The organism is Bacillus sp. JZ109 (assembly GCF_053903135.1).
Window position 1 is genome coordinate 1,264,965 of the sequence record NZ_CP096388.1, and the last position, 25,734, is coordinate 1,290,698.

Annotated in this window: 26 protein-coding genes and 1 other annotated feature; of the genes, 23 read left to right on the forward strand and 3 right to left on the reverse strand. The window is 45.0% G+C overall.

Going from position 1 to position 25,734, the window contains the following annotated elements:
* Positions 1–18 precede the first annotated feature (18 nt).
* From dnaB to thrS, 5 genes are all read left to right on the forward strand, one after another.
* The gene (gene dnaB / locus M1D94_RS06450; RefSeq protein WP_015251489.1) at positions 19–1,437 is read left to right on the forward strand and encodes a replication initiation membrane attachment protein DnaB; all 1,419 of its coding nucleotides are present in this window, start codon (positions 19–21) and stop codon (positions 1,435–1,437) included.
* Positions 1,438–1,464: 27 nt separating this feature from the next.
* Positions 1,465–2,400, forward strand: coding sequence for a primosomal protein DnaI (dnaI, locus tag M1D94_RS06455; protein ID WP_038827989.1), 936 nt, complete (start codon positions 1,465–1,467; stop codon positions 2,398–2,400).
* Positions 2,401–2,433: 33 nt separating this feature from the next.
* Positions 2,434–3,075, forward strand: a complete 642-nt coding sequence (locus M1D94_RS06460; protein WP_124048022.1) for a TVP38/TMEM64 family protein — start codon at positions 2,434–2,436, stop codon at positions 3,073–3,075.
* A gap of 78 nt (positions 3,076–3,153) precedes the next feature.
* On the forward strand, positions 3,154–3,999 hold the full coding sequence (ytxC, locus tag M1D94_RS06465; protein ID WP_021480288.1) for a putative sporulation protein YtxC: 846 nt from the start codon (positions 3,154–3,156) through the stop codon (positions 3,997–3,999).
* Between the two features lie 394 nt (positions 4,000–4,393).
* Positions 4,394–6,325, forward strand: a complete 1,932-nt coding sequence (gene thrS / locus M1D94_RS06470) for a threonine--tRNA ligase (RefSeq protein ID WP_014480529.1) — start codon at positions 4,394–4,396, stop codon at positions 6,323–6,325.
* A gap of 38 nt (positions 6,326–6,363) precedes the next feature.
* Here the strand turns inward: thrS and M1D94_RS06475 are convergent, their stop codons facing one another.
* Positions 6,364–7,146 carry an HAD family hydrolase gene (locus tag M1D94_RS06475; RefSeq protein ID WP_032726370.1) on the reverse strand — a complete coding sequence of 261 codons (783 nt, stop codon included), beginning with the start codon at positions 7,144–7,146 and terminating at the stop codon, positions 6,364–6,366.
* 166 nt (positions 7,147–7,312) lie between these two features.
* Here M1D94_RS06475 and lytS point away from each other — a divergent pair, with 166 nt between their 5' ends.
* The 4 genes from lytS to lrgB all read left to right on the forward strand — a co-directional run bounded on the left by lytS (position 7,313) and on the right by lrgB (position 11,088).
* A complete protein-coding gene (gene lytS / locus M1D94_RS06480; RefSeq protein ID WP_019712906.1) occupies positions 7,313–9,094 on the forward strand; it encodes a two-component system sensor histidine kinase LytS in 1,782 nt (593 codons plus the stop codon).
* A complete protein-coding gene (gene lytT, locus M1D94_RS06485; RefSeq protein WP_019712907.1) occupies positions 9,072–9,797 on the forward strand; it encodes a two-component system response regulator LytT in 726 nt (241 codons plus the stop codon). Before lytS ends, lytT begins: the two co-directional genes overlap by 23 nt.
* Before the next feature lie 133 nt (positions 9,798–9,930).
* A complete protein-coding gene (gene lrgA / locus M1D94_RS06490) occupies positions 9,931–10,371 on the forward strand; it encodes an antiholin-like murein hydrolase modulator LrgA (RefSeq protein WP_014477620.1) in 441 nt (146 codons plus the stop codon).
* A 21-nt stretch (positions 10,372–10,392) separates the two neighbouring features.
* The gene (lrgB, locus tag M1D94_RS06495) at positions 10,393–11,088 is read left to right on the forward strand and encodes an antiholin-like protein LrgB (protein ID WP_003229482.1); all 696 of its coding nucleotides are present in this window, start codon (positions 10,393–10,395) and stop codon (positions 11,086–11,088) included.
* A gap of 31 nt (positions 11,089–11,119) precedes the next feature.
* Here lrgB and M1D94_RS06500 read toward each other — a convergent pair whose 3' ends face one another.
* Positions 11,120–11,782, reverse strand: a complete 663-nt coding sequence (locus M1D94_RS06500; RefSeq protein ID WP_041851081.1) for a hypothetical protein — start codon at positions 11,780–11,782, stop codon at positions 11,120–11,122.
* A 257-nt stretch (positions 11,783–12,039) separates the two neighbouring features.
* Positions 12,040–12,170 (forward strand) — a sequence feature (ribosomal protein L20 leader region).
* 58 nt (positions 12,171–12,228) lie between these two features.
* Here M1D94_RS06500 and infC point away from each other — a divergent pair.
* The 4 genes from infC to M1D94_RS06520 are packed head-to-tail and all read left to right on the forward strand — an operon-like array spanning position 12,229 to position 13,680.
* Complete coding sequence (gene infC, locus M1D94_RS06505; RefSeq protein ID WP_010886591.1) at positions 12,229–12,750, forward strand: translation initiation factor IF-3; 522 nt, start codon at positions 12,229–12,231, stop codon at positions 12,748–12,750.
* 12 nt (positions 12,751–12,762) lie between these two features.
* Positions 12,763–12,963, forward strand: a complete 201-nt coding sequence (rpmI, locus tag M1D94_RS06510) for a 50S ribosomal protein L35 (RefSeq protein ID WP_003222418.1) — start codon at positions 12,763–12,765, stop codon at positions 12,961–12,963.
* Positions 12,964–12,994: 31 nt separating this feature from the next.
* Positions 12,995–13,354, forward strand: a complete 360-nt coding sequence (rplT, locus tag M1D94_RS06515) for a 50S ribosomal protein L20 (protein WP_003222420.1) — start codon at positions 12,995–12,997, stop codon at positions 13,352–13,354.
* A 56-nt stretch (positions 13,355–13,410) separates the two neighbouring features.
* The gene (locus tag M1D94_RS06520; RefSeq protein ID WP_003229490.1) at positions 13,411–13,680 is read left to right on the forward strand and encodes a DUF1294 domain-containing protein; all 270 of its coding nucleotides are present in this window, start codon (positions 13,411–13,413) and stop codon (positions 13,678–13,680) included.
* 15 nt (positions 13,681–13,695) lie between these two features.
* On the opposite strand, the gene ysdB is transcribed toward M1D94_RS06520, so the two are convergent.
* Complete coding sequence (ysdB, locus tag M1D94_RS06525) at positions 13,696–14,088, reverse strand: sigma W pathway protein YsdB (RefSeq protein ID WP_029318219.1); 393 nt, start codon at positions 14,086–14,088, stop codon at positions 13,696–13,698.
* 183 nt (positions 14,089–14,271) lie between these two features.
* Between ysdB and M1D94_RS06530 the strand changes: the two genes are divergently transcribed.
* From M1D94_RS06530 to araQ, 10 genes are all read left to right on the forward strand, one after another.
* Entirely contained in the window at positions 14,272–15,357 is a 1,086-nt protein-coding gene (locus M1D94_RS06530; RefSeq protein WP_003229495.1) for a M42 family metallopeptidase, read from the forward strand.
* A 197-nt stretch (positions 15,358–15,554) separates the two neighbouring features.
* A complete protein-coding gene (abnA, locus tag M1D94_RS06535; protein WP_024573508.1) occupies positions 15,555–16,526 on the forward strand; it encodes an arabinan endo-1,5-alpha-L-arabinosidase AbnA in 972 nt (323 codons plus the stop codon).
* Between the two features lie 177 nt (positions 16,527–16,703).
* The gene (gene araA, locus M1D94_RS06540) at positions 16,704–18,194 is read left to right on the forward strand and encodes an L-arabinose isomerase (protein WP_282627297.1); all 1,491 of its coding nucleotides are present in this window, start codon (positions 16,704–16,706) and stop codon (positions 18,192–18,194) included.
* A gap of 13 nt (positions 18,195–18,207) precedes the next feature.
* Positions 18,208–19,890: a ribulokinase gene (gene araB, locus M1D94_RS06545; protein ID WP_282627296.1), complete on the forward strand. Its 1,683-nt coding sequence runs from the start codon at positions 18,208–18,210 to the stop codon at positions 19,888–19,890.
* Positions 19,891–19,906: 16 nt separating this feature from the next.
* Positions 19,907–20,596, forward strand: a complete 690-nt coding sequence (gene araD, locus M1D94_RS06550) for an L-ribulose-5-phosphate 4-epimerase (protein ID WP_003229501.1) — start codon at positions 19,907–19,909, stop codon at positions 20,594–20,596.
* Positions 20,574–21,392 carry a sugar-phosphatase AraL gene (araL, locus tag M1D94_RS06555; RefSeq protein WP_077671574.1) on the forward strand — a complete coding sequence of 273 codons (819 nt, stop codon included), beginning with the start codon at positions 20,574–20,576 and terminating at the stop codon, positions 21,390–21,392. Before araD ends, araL begins: the two co-directional genes overlap by 23 nt.
* Positions 21,389–22,573: a sn-glycerol-1-phosphate dehydrogenase gene (gene egsA / locus M1D94_RS06560; RefSeq protein WP_141949736.1), complete on the forward strand. Its 1,185-nt coding sequence runs from the start codon at positions 21,389–21,391 to the stop codon at positions 22,571–22,573. The genes araL and egsA overlap by 4 nt, the downstream gene beginning before the upstream one ends.
* A gap of 30 nt (positions 22,574–22,603) precedes the next feature.
* Positions 22,604–23,905 (forward strand): ABC transporter substrate-binding protein, encoded by a 1,302-nt coding sequence (locus M1D94_RS06565; RefSeq protein WP_041851076.1) that lies wholly within the window; start codon positions 22,604–22,606, stop codon positions 23,903–23,905.
* Positions 23,906–23,940: 35 nt separating this feature from the next.
* Entirely contained in the window at positions 23,941–24,882 is a 942-nt protein-coding gene (locus tag M1D94_RS06570; RefSeq protein ID WP_014480514.1) for a carbohydrate ABC transporter permease, read from the forward strand.
* On the forward strand, positions 24,883–25,728 hold the full coding sequence (gene araQ, locus M1D94_RS06575; RefSeq protein WP_003229508.1) for an arabinose ABC transporter permease AraQ: 846 nt from the start codon (positions 24,883–24,885) through the stop codon (positions 25,726–25,728).
* Positions 25,729–25,734 lie beyond the last annotated feature (6 nt).

The window sequence follows — 25,734 nt, forward strand, 5'->3', positions numbered from 1 at the left end:
CGGAAGGTTTGAGAATGTATGGCTGACTATTGGAAAGATGTACTGCCTGTAGACCCGTATGTGGTTAAAAGCAGATCGATGCTGCAGGATATTGACAGACAAATTATTACACAACTGTACCAGCCCTTAATCGGCCCTGTTGCATTCTCTCTTTATATGACATTGTGGGGAGAGCTTGAACAAAACCGTCTGTGGGGCGGAGAGTCCACACATAGACAGCTGATGGGGATGACACAGTCCAACTTAAAAACGATCCATCAGGAACAGGGGAAGCTCGAGGGCATCGGATTGCTGAAAGTATATATGAAAGAATCCGAGCGGCAGGAGCGCCTCTTTATATATGAACTCCTTCCGCCGCTCAGACCGAATGAATTTTTTGAAGACGGAATGCTGAATGTTTTTCTGTATAATAGAGTCGGAAAAACGAAATATCAGCAATTAAAACAATTTTTTACGCACCCGGCCATTTCAGAAGATGCGAAGGACATTACGCGTCCGTTTAATCATGCGTTTGAATCGCTGCAGCCGAGTGAATGGAAGCTCACATCCGATATGGAGGAAACGGTAAGGCTTGCCGAGGGGTCCGAGTATACTTCTGTCGGACAGTCTCCGTCTTACACCATAACGGAGGATGTGTTTGATTTTGATTTGTTTTTAGCGGGACTTTCTGAGACGATGATACCGAGAAAAGCGATGACCCAGCAGGTGCGGGACACAATCAAAAAGCTTTCTTATCTGTACGGAATTGACCCTTTGCAAATGCAAAATGTTGTGATGAGCGCAATTGATGAGCGTGACGTCATTACGACGGAGGCATTAAGAAAAGCGGCGAGCGACTGGTATCAAATTGAAAGAAACGGACAGCTGCCCGATTTGGTGGAAAAAACACAGCCGGTGCATCTGCGTGAAGGCGAAAAACCGGCAGAAGAGGACTCTTTGGATGGGAAGCTGATCGCATTGCTTGAGGCGATTTCCCCGAAGAAGCTTCTGCAGGACATTGCTGACGGAACAGAGCCGTCAAAAGCTGATCTGAAGATCATAGAAGAAATTATGTTCGAACAGAAGCTCGAGCCAGGCGTCACAAATGTGTTAATTTATTATGTCATGCTGAAAACCGACATGAAGCTGTCGAAAAACTATATCCAAAAAATCGCTTCGCATTGGGCACGCAAAAAGGTAAAAACGGTCAGGGAAGCGATGAAGCTCGCAATAGAAGAAAACCGCCAGTATCTTGAATGGGCTGAAGGAAAAACAAAGTCTTCGAAACGAAACCAAAAAGTGATTCGTGAAGAAAAGCTTCCTGATTGGATGACAGAAAAGGAAACAGCGTCTGACTCAGAATCCGGACAGCAGAAGCTGCATCCGCAGGATTTGGAAGAACAGAAGAAAAAGATGATGGAAGAAATGCAAAAACTGAAAAAATACTCTGCCTATTAAAGACAGAGATGCGGGGTGAAGGAATAGATGGAACCAATCGGCCGTTCCCTGCAGGGCGTAACCGGCAGGCCGGATTTCCAAAAACGTCTTGAACAAATGAAGGAAAAAGTCATGAAAGATCAAGATGTTCAAGCATTTTTGAAGGAAAACGAAGAAGTGATTGACCAAAAAATGATCGAAAAGAGCTTAAATAAGCTTTATGAATATATTGAACAAAGCAAGAATTGCTCCTATTGTTCGGAAGATGAAAACTGCAACAATTTGTTGGAGGGCTACCATCCGAAACTTGTTGTCAGTGGGCGGTCTATTGATATCGAGTATTATGAATGTCCAGTCAAACGGAAGCTCGACCAGCAGAAGAAACAAAAGTCTCTTATGAAAAGCATGTATATCCAGCAGGATCTTCTCGGAGCGACGTTCCAGCAAGTTGATATCAGTGACCCGAGCAGGCTCGCGATGTTTCAGCATGTTACAGACTTCCTGAAAAGCTATAATGAGACGGGAAAAGGGAAAGGATTATATTTATACGGGAAATTTGGGGTAGGAAAAACGTTTATGCTCGCTGCAATTGCCAATGAGCTGGCGGAAAAAGAGTACTCCTCCATGATTGTCTATGTGCCTGAATTTGTGAGAGAGCTTAAAAATTCGCTGCAAGACCAGACATTGGAAGAGAAGCTCAATATGGTAAAGACCACACCCGTATTGATGCTTGATGACATCGGAGCAGAATCAATGACAAGCTGGGTAAGGGATGAAGTCATCGGAACGGTGCTTCAGCACAGAATGTCCCAGCAGCTGCCAACGTTCTTTTCTTCTAATTTCTCACCTGACGAGCTGAAGCATCATTTTACGTATTCGCAGAGGGGAGAAAAAGAAGAAGTAAAAGCGGCAAGATTAATGGAGCGGATATTATATTTGGCTGCTCCGATCCGCCTTGACGGAGAAAACCGCCGACATCCATAATTGCTGTGGTTCAAAGGGGAAGGAACTGAGGGTATGAAACGAAAAACGGCTGTCAAATGGCTGGTAATGCTTGCAGGTGCTGGTTTACTCTATTGGGGAAATAAAACGTATTTGAATGTATCGCCGAAAGAAATCAGGGTATGGGTATTGTCGTTCGGAGTCTTTGCACCTCTGATGTTTATCGGGATATCCATCGTCAGGCCACTTGTTTTATTTCCGGTGTCTGTTATTTCAATAGCTGGCGGACTTGCGTTTGGCCCGCTTCTCGGCACGCTTTATACGTTATTCGGTTCGATGTGCGCTTCAGCTGTTTCGTTTTTTGCGGCCGGTTTGTTTTCGGCGAAAAAGAACGGGCATTACGAAAGGCTTGAAGCCATTCAGAAGCAAATGGAGGATAACGGATTTTTCTATATCTTTTTTTTGAGAATCCTGCCGATCAATTTTGATTTCGTCAGCTATGCGGCAGGCCTTTCCAATGTCAAAGCGCTGCCGTATTTTGCCGCAACGGCTGTGGGTATCATCCCTGGGACGATTGCGCTTAATGTGCTGGGTGCGAGCTTTTTGGCTGGCAATCTGCCCGCTTTCTTTATGGTGCTCGCTTTGTATATCGTGTTTATCTCGCTGCCGTTCATCTTCAGAAAGAAAATGCAAAACTTGTTCCAGGAATCAAATTAAGATTTGCCAATGACCTTTACGTCTATTTTAAAAACATCCCCCATATACTTGTAACAGATGCCGTAAGGGGGGACAAACATGCTTGAAATAATCTTTGAAGATGACCATGATGCAGCCGCTTTTTTACATCTCATTCAGCATTCGGACGATCGGAACAATATCATTGTCCGTGAAGGCATACGAAAAATCGGGATTGAAAAAGCGAATCCGGCTTTTCCTATTCAGCGTTTTATGGAGCCGATTCTGGTCAAATTCTTTTTGGAATGCAAAGAAGACGAGCATATGCTGTCATTGATTGAGGAAACTTATTGTTTCACGGACCAGGATGAACAGCAGCAAATCCTTCAGCTCGCACACAGTATTATTGAAGGTGAAGCAGACGATCTTCCGTTTGAGCCGCTGAAGCTTTCACGGAAACAATCTATTTTGGATGAACTCCAAACGATCTGTTTAGAGGAAGGAGTATTTTACATTCGCTCCTTTCAGACCTTCCGACTTGGATCATACTATAAGCAGCTGAGAGATATTACAGAAGCAGCGATTGATGAATATAAGATGGAACAGGAATATCAAAACTTTATTCAAACACTCAGAGACTATGTGAACGCCAAACAGCCGCGAATCAAAAAAGTGCATATTGTCCATGATGGTTCCTTTACATTATGGGAGCTGCGCTATGTGCCGGAACGGGAAAAAATGAAATACATAGACAGAAGATTTGTCCGGGATCATCCTATGTATATTGATTCTCATTTGCTCGCGCCGCTGATTTCCATTGCGCCTGATGAAGTCGTGCTTTATACCGACCAGCCCGAGCACATGATGGCAAGGACCATTCAAAACGTATTTCAAGAGAGAGTGGAAATGCTCCCGCTGCATGCTTTTACAGATGCAGAAATACCGGTGAAGCACTCGGAAGGATGAGGGCCGGCAGCCTGTCTATATAAGGCTGTCGGTTTAAAAAAAGGAAACGCGATCGTGTTGATTTTTTGGATTGAACAATTTATAATACATAGGAGATTAAGAAAGACACACGTATTGATAAGGACACGAAGGAATGATACCGGCTCAAAGAGAGGGAAGCCCTGGCTGCAAGCTTCCCAGCTAAGGACCATTCGCTTTACCGCCTTTGAACTTCAGCTGTGAACCTCTTGAAAAGGAACAGTAATGGCTGACGGGAACTCCCGTTACAGAGCTTAGAGCCGCAGGTGCCGTATTGGCTTTGCGGAAAAAAGGGTGGAACCACGATTCCGTTTATTCAACCTCGTCCCTTTCATAGGGGGCGGGGTTTTTATATGCAAAAAAAGGAGTGACAAAGATGTCAGATATGGTAAAAATCACATTTCCTGATGGAGCAGTCAAGGAGTTTGCGAAAGGAACAACAACAGAAGATATCGCGGCATCCATCAGTCCGGGATTAAAGAAAAAATCATTAGCCGGAAAACTGAACGGAAAAGAAATCGATTTGAGAACGCCGATCAATGAAGACGGTACAGTGGAAATCATTACAGAAGGCTCAGAAGAAGGTCTTCAAATTATGCGCCACAGTACGGCTCACTTGCTGGCTCAAGCGATTAAACGCATCTACAAGGATGTTAAATTCGGCGTCGGTCCGGTTATCGAAAACGGGTTTTACTACGATGTAGAAATGGACGAAGCGATTACACCGGAGGATCTGCCGAAAATCGAGAAAGAAATGAAAAAAATCGTTAATGCGAACCTTCCGATCGTTCGAAAAGAAGTCAGCCGTGAAGAAGCGAAAGCCCGTTTTGCGGAAATCGGCGACGACCTGAAGCTTGAACTATTGGATGCGATTCCTGAAGGAGAAACCGTTTCGATCTATGAGCAAGGCGAATTCTTTGACCTGTGCCGCGGCGTCCACGTTCCTTCAACCGGAAAAATCAAAGAATTTAAGCTGTTAAGCCTTGCAGGCGCATACTGGCGCGGTGACAGCAAAAACCAAATGCTTCAGCGCGTATATGGCACAGCTTTCTTCAAAAAAGCTGATCTTGAAGAGCATCTTCGTATGCTAGAAGAAGCGAAAGAACGCGACCACAGAAAGCTCGGCAAAGAATTAAAGCTGTTTGCGAACTCTCAAAAAGTCGGACAAGGCCTGCCGCTTTGGCTGCCAAAAGGCGCGACAATCCGCCGCGTCATCGAGCGCTACATTGTTGATAAAGAAATCAGCCTCGGCTATGAGCACGTATACACACCTGTGCTAGGCAGCAAAGAGCTGTATGAAACATCAGGACACTGGGATCATTATCAGGAAGGCATGTTCCCTCCGATGGAAATGGACAATGAAACACTTGTATTGCGTCCGATGAACTGTCCGCACCATATGATGATTTACAAACAAGACATTCACAGTTACCGCGAGCTTCCGATTCGTATTGCAGAGCTTGGAACGATGCACCGCTATGAAATGTCAGGTGCGCTGTCAGGGCTTCAACGGGTACGCGGAATGACGTTAAATGATGCACACATCTTTGTGCGCCCGGATCAAATTAAGGATGAGTTTATCCGTACAGTCCGTTTAATCCAGGATGTTTATGAAGACTTCGGTTTAAGTGATTACACATTCCGTCTGTCTTACCGCGATCCGGAAGATACAGAGAAATATTTTGATGACGATGAAATGTGGAACAAAGCGCAATCCATGCTGAAAGAGGCAATGGACGAAATCGGCCACGACTATTACGAAGCAGAAGGTGAAGCGGCATTCTACGGCCCTAAACTTGATGTTCAGGTGAAAACTGCGATCGGAAAAGAAGAAACACTGTCTACGGTTCAGCTTGATTTCTTATTGCCGGAACGCTTCGACCTGACATACATCGGTGAGGACGGCAAGCAGCACCGTCCGGTTGTCATTCACAGAGGTGTCGTTTCAACAATGGAACGCTTTGTTGCCTTCTTAATCGAAGAACACAAAGGCGCGCTGCCGACATGGCTTGCACCGGTTCAGTTCCAAGTCATCCCGGTTTCTCCGGCTGTGCATTTAGACTACGCGAAAAAAGTGCAGGAACGCCTGCAGCGTGAAGGCCTGCGTGTTGAAGTCGACAGCCGCGATGAAAAAATCGGCTACAAAATCCGTGAAGCGCAAATGCAAAAAATCCCGTACATGCTGGTGGTCGGTGACCAAGAAGCAGAAAACGGAGCGGTAAACGTGCGTAAATACGGAGAACAGAACTCTGAAACCATTTCACTTGATGAGTTTGTGAAAAAGGCAGTAGCTGAAGCGAAAAAATAAAATAAAAAGCATGATCTCGTTGAAGAGATCATGCTTTTTTATTTCTCTAATATAGGAAACAAATCATGAAGGCTGCTGATGATGTAATCAGGCGTTACGTCAGTTTCGTTTTTCTTATCCGTCCGGTTGATCCAAACGGTTTTGATTCCGGCTCTTGAAGCGCCTAAAATATCAGTATTCAAATTATCGCCGACCATGATGGCATCGTCTTTTTCAATATTCATCAGCTTAAGGCAGTGTTCAAAAATTGAAACATCCGGCTTGCCCTTGCCGAATGCGCCCGAGATGACGATTTCATTGAAGTAAGGAGCGAGCTCAGGTACGCCGGCAAGCTTCTCCTTTTGCAGACTCGGATCGCCATTTGTCAAAAGCAATAATTCATACTTGCCTTTTAATTGATCGAGTACAGCAAAAGTTTCATCATATACAAACGGGCGTTTTCTGCGCTCTGCCGCAAAAAACTCTCCCAAGTATTCGCCATATGCAGGATCATCGATCCCAAGCGCTTTCAGTCCGTTTGTCCATGCATTTCTTCTGTACTCCGGCACAATCTTGTTCAGCTTTTGAAAGCCTTCACTGATTGGCTCTGAGAAATTGGACCACAGTCCTTCAAACGGGTTAATGCCGATCATCACTGTATATGGATACGTCTCATATGACATGTACAATTCTCTCGCCGCTTCGCGAACAGCTGCTTCGAATTCCTCAGGGTCAAGGCCATATTTTTTCTCCGCCTGTAAGCAAGTTTCTGCAAATGTTGTTCTGACGCTTTTTTCGTCCCAAAGTAGTGTATCATCTAAATCAAAAAATACGGCTTTCATGATCTTCTCCTCTGCTTCAGATTCAAATCTTTCTGCCAAAAGGCTCATGTTTTATTTTACAATAGATAAAAGCCTTGTGAAATATGTTTTCAGACGATTTTAAAAAAACAGTCAGCCGTAAAACGAAAACATGCTAGAATGAAAACGGAAAGAACAGGTGACATGAATGATTCATTTAATGATTATGATGCTGGAGAGAGTGGGGATTATTGTTATATTAGGGTTCATTCTCGCCCATACGAAACTTTTCAGACAAGCTCTTCAGAATCAGGACGGCTATAAAGGAAAAGCGATTTTAATTTCAATTTTTTCTCTTTTCAGCATCATCAGCAATTATACAGGCATCGAAATTCAAAGAAATATGATTGTAAACAATGACTGGGTGTTTACGATAGATCCATCGGGCTCTATCGCGAATACCCGTATTTTGGGCGTGGAAATCGGGGGCCTTCTCGGAGGTCCGTTTGTAGGAGCTGGGATCGGCATACTGGCGGGCCTGCATCGTTTTTCACTCGGTGGCAGCACGGCTTTAAGCTGTGCCGTATCATCTATTTTAGCGGGTGTTCTTGCAGGCTTGATCGGCAGGTATTTTACGAAGCGATATCGAATGCCGACACCGCGCATCGCCGCTCTTGTGGGAATCGGCATGGAGTCACTGCAAATGATCATTATTTTGCTGATGGCAAAGCCGTTCAGTGACGCTTGGGAGCTTGTCAGCATGATCGGAATTCCGATGATACTCATCAATGGAACAGGCAGTTTTATTTTTCTGTCTATTATTCAAGCGATCATTCGCAAGGAAGAACAGGCAAGAGCTCTCGAAACGCATCGAGTGCTGACGATTGCTGATCAGACACTTCCATTTTTTCGCCAAGGATTAAATGAAAACTCCTGTAAAAGTGTAGCGGCTATTATCCATAAGCTGACAGGAACAGATGCGGTGTCTCTCACTGATAAAGAAAAGATCCTTGCGCATGTCGGTGCGGGAATGGATCACCACATCCCATCGAAAAGTTTGATCACCGGCCTGTCCAAAAAGGTGATTAAAACAGGGCATATTATGAAGGCGATTTCGCAGGAAGAGATTGAATGCACGCATGCTGAATGCCCTTTGCACGCTGCAATTGTTCTGCCGCTGACATCGAACGGCAATACAATCGGCACCTTAAAAATGTACTTTAAAAGCCCGGCAGGCCTGAGTCAGGTAGAGGAGGAACTTGCCGAGGGGCTGGCCATGCTGTTTTCGACACAGCTTGAGCTTGGGGAAGCAGAGCTGCAAAGCAAACTTCTCAAGGATGCTGAAATTAAAGCGCTTCAAGCACAGGTGAATCCGCATTTTTTATTTAATGCGATCAACACGATTTCTGCGCTATGCCGTACAGATGTTGAAAAAACCCGTAAGCTCCTATTGCAGCTCAGTGTTTATTTTCGTTCAAACCTTCAAGGAGCGAGACAGCTGCTGATTCCGCTCTCAAAGGAGCTGAACCATCTTAACGCCTATTTGTCATTAGAACAGGCGCGTTTTCCCGGGAAATATAAAATTGAGCTTAAGATCGACACAAGACTGGAGCAGATTGAAATCCCTCCGTTTGTTTTGCAGGTGCTTGTCGAGAACGCGCTTCGGCACGCGTTTCCGAAAAAACAAGACATATGCAAGGTTACAGTCTGTGTCTTATCTGATGATGCATCCGTCTATATGAAGGTGGCGGATAACGGACGCGGAATTCCGCCGGACGTCTTGCCGGAACTGGGAAAGAAACCGTTTCCGTCTAAGGAGGGAACCGGTACAGCGCTTTATAACCTAAATCAGCGGCTGATCGGTTTATTCGGACAGCAGGCTGCACTGCATATCAGCAGTGAGGTTCATAAAGGGACAGAGGTTTCCTTTCAAGTGCCAATGCAACAGATGAAAGAGGGAGAAGAACATGCTCAGGGTGTTAATAGTTGATGATGAGATGCTGGCAAGAGATGAACTGGCTTACTTGCTTAAGCGGACCAATGAGGAAATGGAAATCAATGAAGCGGAAAATATCGAATCCGCTTTTGACCAAATGATGGATCAAAAACCTGATTTGCTGTTTCTAGACGTTGATTTATCCGGAGAAAACGGTTTTGATATCGCAAAGCGATTGAAGAAAATGAAGCATCCTCCTGCAGTTGTGTTTGCGACAGCGTATGACCAGTATGCGCTCAAAGCGTTTGAGGTGGACGCTCTTGATTATTTAACCAAGCCTTTCGATGAAGAAAGAATTCAGCAAACGCTGAAAAAATATAAAAAAGTCAATCGGGATATTGTAGAAATAGAGCAAAACAGCCATGCGGGCCAGCACAAGCTCGCGCTATCTGTGGGGGAATCGATTGTGATTGTGGATACGAAGGACATTATCTATGCCGGAACAGAAGATGGTCATGTCAATGTAAAAACCTTCGATCATTCTTATACGGTCAGCGATACACTCGTTGTGATTGAGAAAAAGCTGCCGGATTCTGATTTTATCCGCGTCCATCGGAGCTTTGTCGTGAATACCGAATATATTAAAGAAATTCAGCCATGGTTTAATTCAACGTATAATCTGATCATGAAAGACGGATCGAAAATACCGGTCAGCCGGACATATGCGAAGGAATTGAAAAAGCTGCTCCATATTTGATGGGCGGCTTTTTGCATTTCAGCCATTTGATTCTGCAACTCAGCCCCGCTATTCGGCATGTTATCTTGTAAGCGCTTTATAACAGGGGATTCTTATTTATAATGAGGGTACCAAAGAGAAAGAGGTGAAGAAAATGAGTGCTAAAAAAGTGTACGGGTTTTTAACACAAGCATTTATTTTTGCCGTCATTATGCTGGTTTCAAATATGATTGCCGCTATTGTCCCAATACCTATCCCGGCATCGGTTGTAGGGTTGGTCTTATTATTTCTCCTATTATGTTTGAAAGTCATTAAACTGGAACAAGTGGAAACGCTCGGAACGTCTTTAACCTCTCTGATCGGATTTTTATTTGTTCCGTCAGGTATATCTGTTATGAATTCGCTTGGTGTGATGCAGCAATACGGCCTGCAAATTGTTCTTGTCATTCTGCTCGCAACGATTATTTTGCTGGGGGCTACGGGATTGTTTTCTCAGCTGATTCTTTCGCTGAGCGGAAAACGCAAGACCGCAGCGGACATGAAAACAAAAACAGTACAAAGCCCGCAGAACAATAACGAACTCGTTCACCATTAAGGGAAACAGGAGGTTCTTCAAATGGAAAGCACAATGAGTCCTTATTTTGGGATTGTCGTATCACTTGCTGCATTCGGCATCGGCACCTTTTTATTTAAGAAAACGAAAGGCTTCTTCCTTTTCACTCCTTTGTTTGTTGCCATGGTGCTGGGGATCGCATTTTTAAAAATCGGCGGTTTTTCCTACGCGGATTATAATAACGGGGGAGAGATCATTAAGTTTTTCCTTGAACCGGCAACGATCGCATTTGCAATTCCTTTGTACAAACAAAGAGATAAGCTTAAAAAATACTGGTGGCAAATCATGGCCTCCATTATTGCCGGCTCTATCTGCTCTGTCACGATTGTTTATCTGCTCGCTAAAGGCATTCATCTCGATTCGGCCGTAATGAAAAGCATGCTTCCGCAGGCGGCTACAACGGCAATTGCGCTTCCTTTATCAAAAGGCATCGGGGGCATCAGCGACATCACAGCCTTTGCGGTCATCTTTAACGCTGTCATCGTATATGCGCTCGGAGCATTGTTCTTGAAGGTGTTTAAAGTGAAAAATCCGATTTCTAAAGGATTGGCTCTTGGAACATCCGGACATGCACTTGGTGTAGCGGTCGGGATTGAGATGGGAGAAGTTGAAGCTGCGATGGCAAGTATTGCTGTTGTCGTAGTAGGAGTGGTAACGGTTCTGGTCATCCCTGTGTTCGTGCAGCTGATCGGAGGATAAGCCAAGGCTGAATGCCTTGGCTTTTTTTATTTTATGGTGCGTCTTCGGGATCGATATACCCTTGTTTAATGCCCCATTCTACTTGATCGTCATGCCACTTTTTTCGTTCTTCATAACCATAACCATCGTCATCAGGAAGCTCTGAAGCTGGCTGTTGAATGGTTTTATCTGTCTGACTCGAGGAAGATGGTGGATTTTTACTATTAGATGAGGGTGCCTCGGTCTGCTGCCGTTGTGCCTGTGATTGCCGCTTTTTCTCAGCGTTCGCTTTCTGCTCTTTTTGGATTGCTGCCTGCCGCTGTCTTTCAAGTTCAGCTTGTCTTTTTGCTTCCGCTAATCGCTGATTCTCTGCCGCCTGCTGCTCTGCTAATCGCTGTCTCTCTGCTTTTTCCTCCTGCTGTTTCTTTCGTTTCGCCTCCCGCTCTTTTTCAAGCTTTTTCTCTGCGGCGATTTGTCTTTGCTTTTCAGCTTCTTCTTTTGCCTTCCGCTTTCCTAACTCAGTAGCAAGTGGACTCTCGAACTTCATGTCCAATGAAACGGGTTTTAGTTTTTTTAGCTCTTTCTCCAGCCCCTTTTGAGGAAATGCTGCAGTTGTCTTAACAGTTTCGACTTTTGATTCGGAAGATGTGCTGCTATTCGAGCAACCGGTTAATATCAATGTGAAAAATAAAGCAAGCTGTATCAGTTTGTTCATGTGTCAGGCTCCCTTCTGCTTCTTATATCGGTCAGAGATTAACTTTGTTTTACATTTCTTCCTGTCGGTGGTTTTGTTGTAAATTGCGAAATAAGGGGGGAATTGTTGGTTCTTTGCATTCTGGGTGGGGATGAAAGATTTTCTTTTTCTCTCTTGCGCTCATAGAAAACCCATGTTACAATGTAAAAGTTGTTCCGGATAAGTCGTCCTTGACTAAAGATCCGGTATTGTGTAGAATAGTTATTGAATTGAATATAAATCACAAGCAGAAGCACCCGCTTCTCACCTGATTGACACATGCATGTAGTTGGCAGGTTGACCGTACATTTTTATTGATACAGATGTTCGTAGTGTGGGTGTTTTATAATGCCCACACTTTTTGTTTGCCTGCAAAATGCATTCAAAATGAGTTGTGAATCAATTCGAAGAAACTATGGAGGTGGCTCATTATTAGCAAAGATCAATTGGTTAATGAGGGTATCCGTGCACGTGAGGTCCGTTTAATCGGACAAAATGGCGACCAGCTTGGAATCAAGTCCCGTCAGGAAGCACTTGAAATCGCCGGCCGCGCAAATCTTGACCTTGTGTTAGTTGCAGCGAATGCAAAACCGCCTGTCTGCCGAATCATGGACTACGGTAAGTTCCGATTTGAGCAGCAGAAAAAGGAAAAAGAAGCACGCAAGAATCAAAAAATCATTAACTTAAAAGAAGTTCGGTTAAGTCCGACAATCGATGAGCATGACTTTAACACGAAATTGCGCAATGCGATTAAATTCCTTGAAAAAGGCGATAAAGTGAAAGCTTCTATCCGCTTTAAAGGACGCGCAATCACTCATAAAGAAATCGGTCAGCGTGTATTAGACCGTTTCTCCGAAGCATGTGCTGAGGTTGCGACAGTCGAAACAAAACCAAAAATGGACGGCCGCAGCATGTTCTTAATGCTCGCACCGAAAAACGAAAAGCAATAAGGAGGAAATCCCATGCCAAAAATGAAAACTCACCGCGGATCTGCTAAACGTTTTAAAAAGACAGGTTCTGGGAAGTTAAAACGTTCTCACGCGTACACAAGTCACTTATTCGCCAACAAATCTCAAAAGCAAAAGCGTAAGCTTCGCAAGAGTGCTGTTGTAAGCGCAGGAGACTTCAAACGTATCAAACAAATGCTTGCTAACATCAAGTAATCGGATAAGGAACAATTAGGAGGGAAATTCAATGCCAAGAGTAAAAGGCGGAACTGTTACACGTAAGCGTCGTAAAAAGGTTCTTAAATTAGCAAAAGGTTATTTCGGTTCAAAACATACATTATACAAAGTAGCTAACCAGCAGGTCATGAAATCTGGAAACTATGCTTTCCGTGACCGTCGTCAGAAAAAACGTGATTTCCGTAAACTTTGGATCACTCGTATCAACGCAGCTGCTCGCATGAACGGCCTTTCTTACAGCCGTTTAATGCACGGTCTTAAGCTTTCTGGTATCGAAGTAAACCGTAAAATGCTTGCTGATCTTGCTGTAAACGATCTTACTGCATTCAATCAGCTTGCTGATGCTGCTAAAGCTCAATTAAACAAGTAATCATATAGAGCCGCTCTCCAGCAGAGCGGCTTTTTCTATATAAAGGATGAGGCAACATGATTATTGCTGCTTATTTGGTGTTGATTAATCTGTGCGGTTTTTGGGTGATGGGCATTGACAAACGCAAAGCGCAGCAGCACAAGTGGAGAATTTCTGAAGACCGGCTGTGGCTGATAGCCATCGTGTTTGGAGCGCTCGGTGTCTGGCTTGGCATGCAAACCTTCAGACATAAAACGAAACACGCTTCTTTTAAGTACGGAGTACCGCTTCTTCTGGTAATTGAAGCGATTCTCATCGCTATTTACTACAGCCCGTTTGATTTATAAAAAGCAGAAAAGCGTTTAACGCTCTTCTGCTTTTTTTGCGAGTTTAATGGGCTGGTCCCAGTCAATCTTACAATTTGGATATCGTTCCAGCACTTTTTCTTCAATGCTCTCAAAATCTTTTGCAGAGAAATGCTTCAGCTTCTCAGGAGATTCTGTCCAGACAAAGATCGTGTGAATAAACAGCGGATGATCCTTGGAAGGAATATGCTTTTCTCCCTCAAAAAGCACGCCTTTATACGTCAGCTGAAAATTCTTCCGGGTATTGTTTTGTTCATCAATAATATAAAAATGTTCTTTTGATTGGGCCAGCTTAAGCCTTCTCTTAGGATTCGCGACATATTTGACCACGGCATAAATACAATAAGCAAAAAGTGCAAGCAAAATAATCCTTAGAACCATGACAAACATTGTGTGAAGGCACCTCCCTTATGGTGATGATCTGATGTAATACGAAAAGCATAGAAAAAGGTTTCACTTTTTCTAAAAGAAAGCTGTAAAAACATATACCCGATTTTCAAGTGAAATAGTCGTATGGTTAGCGCTATGTTTTGTATAATAAGAATGCAGGACTGATGAAGGAGGGTTTGGAACATGGCAAAATTAGATGAAACATTGACCATGCTGAAAGATTTAACAGATGCAAAAGGCATACCGGGCAATGAAAGAGAAGTAAGGCAAGTGATGAAATCATACATAGAACCATTTGCTGATGAGGTGACAACAGATCGCCTGGGCAGTTTAATTGCCAAAAAAACTGGTGCAGAAAACGGCCCGAAAATTATGATCGCCGGACATTTGGATGAAGTCGGCTTTATGGTGACACAAATCACAGATAAAGGCTTTATCCGTTTTCAAACCGTTGGCGGCTGGTGGGCTCAGGTTATGCTTGCCCAGCGGGTCACCATTGTCACAAAAAAAGGAGAAATCACTGGGGTTATCGGATCTAAGCCGCCTCATATTTTGTCTCCTGAAGCAAGAAAAAAATCAGTGGAAATAAAAGACATGTTTATTGATATTGGAGCTTCAAGCCGGGAAGAAGCCTTGGAGTGGGGGGTACTTCCGGGAGATATGATCGTTCCGCATTTTGAATTTACGGTCATGAACAATGAAAAATTCCTACTCGCAAAGGCCTGGGACAACCGCATCGGCTGTGCGATTGCAATTGATGTGTTAAGAAACTTACAAAACACAGACCATCCAAATATAGTGTATGGCGTCGGAACCGTGCAGGAGGAAGTCGGGCTGAGAGGAGCGAAAACGGCTGCACACACCATTCAGCCTGATATTGCGTTTGGTGTTGATGTAGGGATAGCAGGAGACACGCCTGGCATTTCCGAGAAGGAAGCGCAGAGCAAAATGGGCAAAGGCCCGCAGATTATCGTTTACGATGCATCCATGGTCTCTCACAAAGGTTTGCGCGATGCAGTTGTAGCCACTGCGGAGGAAGCCGGCATTCCGTACCAATTTGATGCCATTGCCGGCGGCGGAACTGATTCGGGTGCCATCCATTTGACGGCAAATGGCGTTCCTGCGCTGTCCATTACCATTGCAACCCGCTACATTCATACGCACGCGGCCATGCTGCATCGTGATGATTATGAAAACGCGGTAAAGCTAATTACAGAAGTTATTAAGAAGTTAGACCGAAAAACGGTTGACGAAATTACGTACCAATAAAGATACGGAAGAATCCGCCTATTGAGCGGATTCTATTTTTTTTGTCTGTACAAATTACAGCATAGTGACTACAATAAAGGGGATACCGAAAATTTCCTGAACATGACGATATACGATACGCAGCCCGATTTGACAGGAAGGGAGGATAAACAATCTAATTTGTAAGCGCTTTCTAATATAAAGGAGGTTAAACAAAATTGAAAAAGAAAAAAACATGGAAACGTTTCTTACATTTTTCGAGTGCCGCTCTGGCTGCAGGTTTGATATTCACTTCTGCTGCTCCCGCAGAGGCAGCGTTTTGGGGTGCATCCAATGAGCTGCTTCATGACCCGACTATGATTAAAGAGGGGAGCTCATGGTATGCGCTCGGAACAGGGCTTACTGAAGAACGGGGACTGCGGGTTTTGAAGTCTTCAGACGCTAAAAATTGGACCGTACAAAAATCCATTTTCAGTACACCGCTATCGTGGTGGTCCAATTATGTGCCGAATTATGGTCAAAACCAGTGGGCGCCGGACATCCAATACTATAACGGCAAGTATTGGCTGTATTATTCCGTTTCTTCTTTTGGAAGCAATACATCTGCCATTGGCCTGGCATCTTCAACAAGCATCAGTTCGGGGAGCTGGAAGGACGAGGGCTTGGTGATTCGTTCGACAAGTTCAAATAATTATAACGCCATTGATCCGGAGCTGACATTCGACAAGGATGGCAACCCGTGGCTTGCATTCGGCTCGTTTTGGAGCGGCATTAAGCTGACTAAGCTCGATAAGAGTACAATGAAGCCTACAGGCTCGCTCTATTCGATTGCTGCCAGACCGAATAATGGCGGGGCGCTTGAAGCTCCTACTCTTACGTATCAAAATGGCTATTACTACTTAATGGTCTCATTTGATAAATGCTGTGACGGGGTAAACAGTACGTACAAAATTGCTTACGGAAGATCCAAAAACATTACAGGCCCTTATCTTGATAAAAGCGGAAAAAGCATGCTTGAAGGCGGAGGCACCATTTTGGATTCGGGCAATGACCAATGGAAAGGACCTGGAGGCCAGGATATTGTGAACGGAAACATTCTTGTTCGCCATGCCTATGATGCCAATGACAACGGCATTCCAAAGCTTCTTATCAATGATTTGAATTGGAGCTCGGGCTGGCCGTCCTATTGAATCAAAAAGCCGGACTCTGCCCCCGGCTTTTTTTAAAAGAAAAGATTGACAGTATAATAGTCAATTACTATAATAAAATTGTTCGTACAAATATTTATTTATAGGTTTATTTTCTATCATTAGTACGTATCTTTTGTATTTGAAAGCGTTTTATTTTATGAGAAAGGGGCAGTTTACATGCTTCAGACAAAGGATTATGAATTCTGGTTTGTGACAGGAAGCCAGCACCTATACGGGGAAGAGACGCTGGAACTCGTAGATCAGCATGCTAAAAGCATTTGTGAGGGGCTCAGCGGGATTTCTTCCAGATATAAAATCACTCATAAGCCCGTCGTCACTTCACCGGAAACCATTAGAGAGCTGTTAAGAGAAGCGGAGTACAGTGAGACATGTGCTGGCATCATTACATGGATGCACACATTTTCCCCTGCAAAAATGTGGATAGAAGGCCTTTCCTCTTATCAAAAACCGCTTATGCATTTGCATACCCAATATAATCGCGATATCCCGTGGGGTACGATTGACATGGATTTTATGAACAGCAACCAATCCGCGCATGGCGATCGAGAGTACGGTTACATCAACTCGAGAATGGGGCTTAGCCGAAAAGTCATTGCCGGCTATTGGGATGATGAAGAAGTGAAAAAAGAAATGTCCCAGTGGATGGATACGGCGGCTGCATTAAATGAAAGCAGACATATTAAGGTTGCCAGATTTGGAGATAACATGCGTCATGTCGCGGTAACGGACGGAGACAAGGTGGGAGCGCATATTCAATTTGGCTGGCAGGTTGACGGATATGGCATCGGGGATCTCGTTGAAGTGATGGATCGCATTACGGACGACGAGGTTGACACGCTTTATGCCGAGTATGACAGACTATATGTGATCAGTGAGGAAACAAAACGTGACGAAGCAAAGGTAGCGTCCATTAAAGAACAGGCGAAAATTGAACTTGGCTTAACCGCTTTTCTTGAGCAAGGCGGATACACAGCGTTTACGACATCGTTTGAAGTGCTGCACGGAATGAAACAGCTGCCGGGACTTTCCGTTCAGCGCCTGATGGAGAAAGGCTACGGGTTTGCCGGTGAAGGAGATTGGAAGACAGCGGCCCTTGTACGGATGATGAAAATCATGGCTAAAGGAAAAAGAACTTCCTTCATGGAAGATTACACGTACCATTTTGAACCGGGAAATGAAATGATACTGGGCTCTCACATGCTTGAAGTGTGTCCGACTGTTGCTTTGGATCAGCCGAAAATCGAGGTTCATCCGCTTTCGATTGGCGGCAAAGAGGACCCTGCGCGTTTTGTATTTAACGGCATCAGCGGTTCTGCCATTCAAGCTAGCATTGTTGATATTGGCGGGCGTTTCCGCCTTGTGCTGAATGAAGTCACCGGCCAGGAAATTGAAAAAGACATGCCGAATTTACCGGTTGCCCGTGTTCTCTGGAAGCCGGAGCCGTCATTGAAAACAGCAGCGGAGGCATGGATTTTAGCCGGCGGTGCACATCATACCTGCCTGTCTTATGAACTGACAGCGGAGCAAATGCTTGATTGGGCGGAAATGGCGGGGATCGAAAGTGTTCTCATTTCCCGTGATACGACAATTCATAAACTGAAACACGAGTTAAAATGGAACGAGGCGCTTTACCGGCTTCAAAAGTAGAGGGGGATGTCACATGGCTTACACAATAGGGGTTGATTTTGGAACTTTATCAGGAAGAGCAGTGCTCGTTCATGTCCAAACAGGGGAGGAACTTGCGGCTGCTGTAAAAGAATACAGGCATGCTGTCATTGATACCGTCCTTCCAAAAACGGGTCAAAAGCTGCCGCGCGACTGGGCGCTGCAGCACCCTGCTGATTACCTCGAAGTCTTGGAAACAACCATTCCGTCTTTACTCGAACAGACGGGCGTTGAACCGAAAGACATTATCGGGATTGGAATTGATTTCACGGCATGTACGATCCTTCCTATTGACAGCAGCGGGCAGCCGTTATGCATGCTGCCTGAATATGAAGAGGAGCCGCACAGCTATGTGAAGCTCTGGAAGCATCATGCGGCCCAAAAACATGCTGATCGGCTCAATCAAATCGCGGAAGAAGAAGGAGAGGCTTTTTTACAGCGGTACGGAGGAAAAATTTCATCAGAATGGATGATTCCAAAGGTCATGCAAATTGCCGAGGAAGCGCCTCACATTTATGAAGCGGCTGACCGGATCATCGAGGCTGCGGACTGGATCGTGTACCAGCTGTGCGGCTCGCTCAAGCGAAGCAACTGTACCGCAGGGTATAAAGCGATGTGGAGTGAAAAAGCGGGGTATCCGTCAGATGATTTCTTTGAGAAATTAAACCCCTCGATGAAAACGATTACAAAGGACAAATTGGCAGGTTCTATTCATTCGGTAGGAGAAAAAGCCGGCAGTCTGACTGAAAAAATGGCAAAGCTGACAGGACTTCTCACGGGAACGGCTGTTGCAGTTGCCAATGTGGACGCTCATGTTTCCGTACCGGCGGTCGGCATTACAGAGCCAGGGAAAATGCTGATGATTATGGGAACTTCAACGTGCCATGTTCTTCTCGGTGAAGAGGTGCATATCGTTCCAGGTATGTGCGGCGTTGTGGACAACGGAATTCTCCCGGGCTATGCGGGATATGAAGCCGGGCAGTCCTGTGTTGGCGATCATTTTGACTGGTTTGTGAAAACATGTGTCCCGTCAGCGTATCAAGAGGAAGCAAAGGAAAAAAACATTGGCGTTCATGAGCTGCTGAGTGAGAAAGCAAACCATCAAGCACCAGGTGAAAGCGGCCTGCTTGCTTTAGATTGGTGGAATGGAAACCGTTCAACTCTTGTCGATGCGGATTTAACAGGGATGCTGCTTGGCATGACCCTGCTGACGAAGCCTGAAGAGATTTATAGAGCGTTAGTTGAAGCGACAGCTTACGGAACCCGGATGATTATCGAAACATTCAAAGAAAGCGGTGTTCCGATTGAGGAACTATACGCAGCCGGCGGAATAGCTGAGAAAAACCCGTTTGTCATGCAGATTTATGCGGATGTGACAAACATGGACATTAAAATCTCTGGTTCACCGCAAGCACCAGCCTTAGGATCTGCCATTTTCGGCGCGCTTGCAGCAGGCAAAGAAAAAGGCGGCTACGATGACATCAAAGAGGCAGCGGCGAACATGGGAAAACTGAAAGATATAACTTATACGCCAAATGCCGAAAACGCCGCGATTTATGAAAAATTGTACGCTGAATATAAAGAGCTGGTTCATTATTTCGGAAAAGAAAACCATGTCATGAAACGTCTGAAAACGATCAAAAATCTTCAATTTTCATCTGCCGCCAAAAAGAATTGAAAAAGGGTGATGGAGCATGCTTGAAACATTAAAAAAAGAAGTGCTGGCTGCCAACCTGAAGCTTCAAGAGCATCAGCTGGTAACCTTTACGTGGGGAAATGTCAGCGGCATTGACCGTGAAAAAGAAAGAATTGTCATCAAACCTAGCGGAGTCGAATACAGCGACCTGACAGCCGATGACTTGGTTGTTTTGAACCTTGATGGAGAGGTCGTCGAAGGCTCGCTTAAGCCTTCTTCAGATACACCTACCCATGTTTATTTATATAAAGCCTTTCCGAATATCGGGGGAATTGTCCATACCCATTCTCAATGGGCGACAAGCTGGGCGCAATCGGGCAGAGACATCCCTCCGTTAGGCACGACCCATGCTGATTATTTTGACAGTGCGATTCCATGTACTCGAGAAATGTACGATGAAGAAATCATTCATGACTACGAACTGAATACAGGAAAAGTCATAGCGGAAACCTTTCAGCATCATAACTACGAACAGGTGCCGGGTGTGCTCGTGAATAATCACGGACCGTTCTGCTGGGGCACTGACGCCTTAAATGCCATTCATAACGCAGTTGTATTAGAAACGGTTGCCGAAATGGCCTATCACTCCATTATGCTGAACAAGGATGTAACCCCAATCAATACAGTCCTGCATGAAAAGCATTTTTATCGAAAACACGGAGCAAATGCGTATTATGGCCAGTCATGATACGCCTGTGTCACCGGCTGGCATTCTGATTGACTTGGACGGTACTGTATTCAGAGGAAATGAGTTGATCGAAGGAGCAAGAGAAGCGATCAAAACGCTTAGGAGAATGGGAAAGAAAATCGTCTTTTTAAGCAACCGGGGGAATATCTCCCGTGCCATGTGCAGAAAAAAACTTCTTGGCGCGGGGATTGAAACGGACGTAAACGACATTGTTCTGTCATCAAGCGTGACAGCGGCTTTTCTGAAAAAACATTATCGTTTTTCAAAGGTATGGGTGCTTGGGGAGCAAGGCTTGGTTGACGAGCTGAGGCTGGCCGGTGTGCAGAACGCGAACGAACCGAAGGAAGCGGATTGGCTCGTGATCTCCCTTCATGAAACGCTCACGTACGAAGATTTAAATCAAGCCTTTCAAGCGGCTGCCGGCGGCGCTCGTATTATCGCTACAAACAAAGACCGCTCTTTTCCGAACGAAGACGGAAATGCCATTGATGTGGCTGGAATGATTGGGGCGATAGAGGCTTCCGCACAAGCGAAGACTGAACTTGTTGTCGGAAAACCGTCATGGCTGATGGTGGAGGCTGCCTGTACAGCAATGGGGCTGTCCGCACATGAATGCATGATTATAGGAGACAGCATTGAATCTGACATTGCGATGGGGAAGCTTTATGGCATGAAAAGCGCCTTAGTGCTAACTGGTTCTGCGAAACAGGGTGAACAGCGTTTGTACACGCCGGATTATGTGCTGGATTCTATTAAAGATGTAACCAAATTGGCTGAGGAGGGGATTCTGATATGAATCGTATCGCAGCTGACGTTCAGCGTGCTTTTGAACACGCCGGAGAAAAGACGTTACCTATAAAAGTTGAAGAAATTGTTCTCGGTAAGCAAGCAGCTGATTCGCTTTTGGATTATGTAAAACGAAAAAACAATCAACATATTGTCCTTGTCTGCGACGCGAATACACACCGCATTGCAGGAATTGATTTAGAAAACCGACTGAATCAAGCAGGATTTCAGGCCGAGTGCCTGATCATTCCAGAAAATGAAGCCGGAGATGTGACAGCTGATGAACGATCGCTCATTCATGTGCTGATCCATACGAAACAACCAACGGATGTCATGATCGCAGTCGGTTCGGGCACGATTCATGATATCGTCCGCTTTGCGGCGTTTCAAAGAGATTTGCCGTTTATTTCTTATCCGACTGCTCCATCTGTAGACGGTTTTACATCAGCAGGGGCGCCGATTATTTTATACGGCACGAAAACAACCATTCAAACGAAGGCCCCATCTGCGCTGTTCGCTGATCTGGATCTATTAAAAGCGGCACCGCAGTCAATGGTGGCGGCTGGCTTTGGTGACATGCTCGGTAAAATCACGTCTTTAGCAGATTGGGAAATATCCCGGCATCTTGCCGGTGAGCCTTATTCGCCTGCAGGAGCTAAGATCGTTCAGGAGGCGCTTGCTGCCTGCATTGAACACACAGAAGACATTGCGATGAAAACGGAAACAGGCATACGGGTTTTGATGGAGTCTTTACTTGTATCGGGGCTTGTCATGCTGGCATTAGATCATTCCCGCCCGGCATCAGGCGGAGAGCATCATATTTCACATTGGATTGAGATGGAATTAATGGAGAAAAAACGGCCACAGATTCTTCATGGGGCAAAGGTGGGCTGTGCAGCTGTTTTATTAACTGACACATACAGAAAGCTCGCTCAGGATGACGGGCTGAACGAATTTTCACCGAGCCGGCGGCAAGCCATCCAATCGGCTTATCAAACTCTCCCGGAAGGAGAAGTGCTGGCTGATTGGCTGAGATCAGCCGGAGGCCCTGCGAATTTTGACGAAATCGGTGTCGGGCAGGATTCCGTCAAGAATGCCTTCAGACATGCGCACACCTTAAGAGACCGCTGCACCGGATTAAGAATCATTAATGAAAACAAAACGCTGATCAACCATGGTCTATATGAATAGCCCGCACCTCGAATGGAAGGGGTAACGCAGATGAAAAAAATGACTGTCTGTTTTCTTGTGCTCATGATGCTGCTGACATTAGTCATTGCTGGGTGTTCAGTAGAAAGATCATCCGGGAAGTCGGGTGAAACCGAGCTGACCTTTTGGACATTTAACGGGCTTCATGAGCAGTTCTATGTGGAAATGGTGAAGGAATGGAACAAAAAATATCCTGACCGCAAAATTAAGCTGAATACGGTCGTTTATCCATATGGACAAATGCACGATAACTTATCTATCTCCCTAATAGCGGGAGAAGGCGTTCCTGATATTGCAGATGTCGAATTGGCCCGTTTTTCAAACTTTTTGAAGGGCTCTGACATACCGCTTGCCGACTTGACTCCGCTGATTGAAAAGGATCGCGATAAATTCGTTGAGGCGCGGCTGACATTGTACAGCAAAAACGGAAAGCTTTACGGACTCGATACACATGTAGGGACAACGGTCATGTTTTATAACATGGATGTGATGAAAAAAGCCGGCGTCAATCCTGACGATATTAAAACATGGGATGATTACCATAAAGCCGGACAGAAAGTGCGCAAAGTGACCGGGAAGCCGATGGGAACGGTGGAAACAAATGATTCCGCAACGTTCTTATCTATGATTTCACAGCAAAACTCAGGCTATTATGATAAAAACGGCAAGCTGATCCTCAATAATGACACCAACGTAAAAACACTTCAATATTTAAAAGACATGATCAATGATAAAACGATGATTCCTGCGCCGGGCGGCGGGCATCACAGTGAAGAATACTACGGCTTTATGAACCAAGGAGGAGCTGCTTCAGTCCTCATGCCGATTTGGTATATGGGAAGATTTATCGATTATATGCCTGATCTGAAAGGGAAGATTGCCATCAGACCGCTCCCGGCATGGAAAGAGGGGGGCGACCGCTCGGCAGGTTTGGGCGGTACGGCAACTGTTGTACCGAAGCAATCCAAGCATGTTGAGTTAGCAAAAGAGTTTTTGGCCTTTGCGAAGGGCTCTGAAGAAGGAAATAAAAAACTCTGGAGCGTACTCGGCTTTGACCCGCTTCGCTGGGATGTTTGGAGCTCCAAGGAATTGAAAGAGAAAAACAAATACACGGATTACTTCCAAAACGGAACAGGCATTTTTTCTGTGCTGCTCGATATCAAGGATGAAATCAATCCGATTTATTTACATGAGGATTTTGCCAAGGCTTCAGACCTTGTCAACAGAAGCGTGTTGTTCGACGCACTTAAATCTCAGCAAAAAACGCCTAAACAAGCCTTGGACAGAGCGGCAGGTGAACTGAAACAGAAATAGAATCCCATTCAAAAAGTGAAAGCGGGGAGGTTCTCATGAAACCTGTGAAAACAGGAACGGTTCATCCCGTTCCTTCAGCTGCGAAACAATCAGGCTGGCGAGATGTATTTTATTCGAAAAAAGCGGCGCCCTATCTGTTTACAGCGCCATTCGTTTTATCCTTTCTCGTATTTTTTCTATACCCCATCATTAGTGTCTTCATCATGAGCTTCCAAAGAATTTTGCCGGGAGAGGTGTCCTTTGTCGGATTGTCTAATTATACAGCGCTAAACAACCCGACGTTCTATACCGCCCTTTGGAATACGCTGGAATACACCTTTTGGACGCTGATCGTGCTGATTCCTGTTCCATTGCTTCTGGCCATATTCCTGAATTCAAAGCTGGTCAAATTTAGAAATATATTTAAATCAGCATTATTTATCCCGGCATTGACCTCAACCATTGTCGCGGGGATCATTTTTCGGCTGATCTTCGGAGAAATGGAAACGTCTCTGGCCAATTCCATCCTACTCAAACTCGGCTTTTCACCTCAGAACTGGATGAACAATGAACATACCGGCATGTTTTTGATGGTGCTGCTTGCTTCATGGAGATGGATGGGAATCAACATCCTTTACTTTTTAGCCGGTTTGCAAAATGTGCCGAAAGAGCTGTACGAAGCCGCTGATATAGACGGCGCGAATACAATGAAAAAATTTCTGCACATCACGCTGCCGTTTCTCAAGCCTGTAACCGTATATGTGCTGACCATCAGCATCATCGGCGGCTTCAGGATGTTTGAGGAAAGCTACGTCCTTTGGCAGAATAATTCCCCGGGTAATATTGGTCTGACGCTTGTCGGATATTTGTATCAGCAGGGACTTGCCTACAATGAAATGGGATACGGAGCGGCCATCGGCATTGTGCTTTTGATTGTGATCCTTGTTGTCAGCCTGATTTCATTAAAGCTGTCAGGCTCGTTTAAGGGGGAGGGATAAATGTTGCGGCACAGTCCTCAGTTTAGCGTTTATAGAATTGCGCTGACCCTGTTTTTTATGATGCTGAGCCTATTGTATCTTTTTCCGATTTTCTGTTTGCTTTTAGGATCATTAAAGCCGTCATCTGAGCTTTTGCGTGTGGGGCTGAATCTTGATATTGATCCAAAAGTGATGAGTTTTGATAACTACACATTTCTGTTTAATGGCGGCAGCATTTATTTCAAATGGTTTTTTAACAGTCTTGTACTCGGGCTTTTCACAACCGTGCTCACCCTGTTTTTTTCTTCGATGATCGGGTACGGGCTTGCGGTTTATGATTTTAAGGGCAGAAATATCATCTTTGTTCTTGTGCTGATTATTATGATGGTTCCGCTGGAAGTGATGATGCTTCCTCTGTTTAAGCTTACCGTCGGACTGCACTTGATCGATTCATATACGGGTGTCATATTGCCGTTTATCGTTTCACCTGTTGCCGTTTTCTTTTTCAGGCAATATGCCCTTGGCCTACCAAGAGATCTGCTGGACTCTGCAAGGATGGACGGCTGTACGGAATTCGGCATCTTTTTCAGGATTATGGCACCGCTGATGAAACCGGCTTTCGGCGCGATGATTATCCTCCAGTCCTTAAACAGCTGGAACAACTTCTTATGGCCGCTGATTGTGCTTCGGTCGAAAGAAATGTTTACGCTTCCAATAGGGCTGTCCAGCTTGCTGAGCCCTTATGGAAATAATTACGACATGCTTATATCCGGCTCAGTATTTGCGATTTTGCCGGTGATTATCATTTTCTTGTTTTTCCAAAAGTACTTTATCTCCGGCCTGACGGTAGGGGGAGTCAAAGGTTAATGAAGG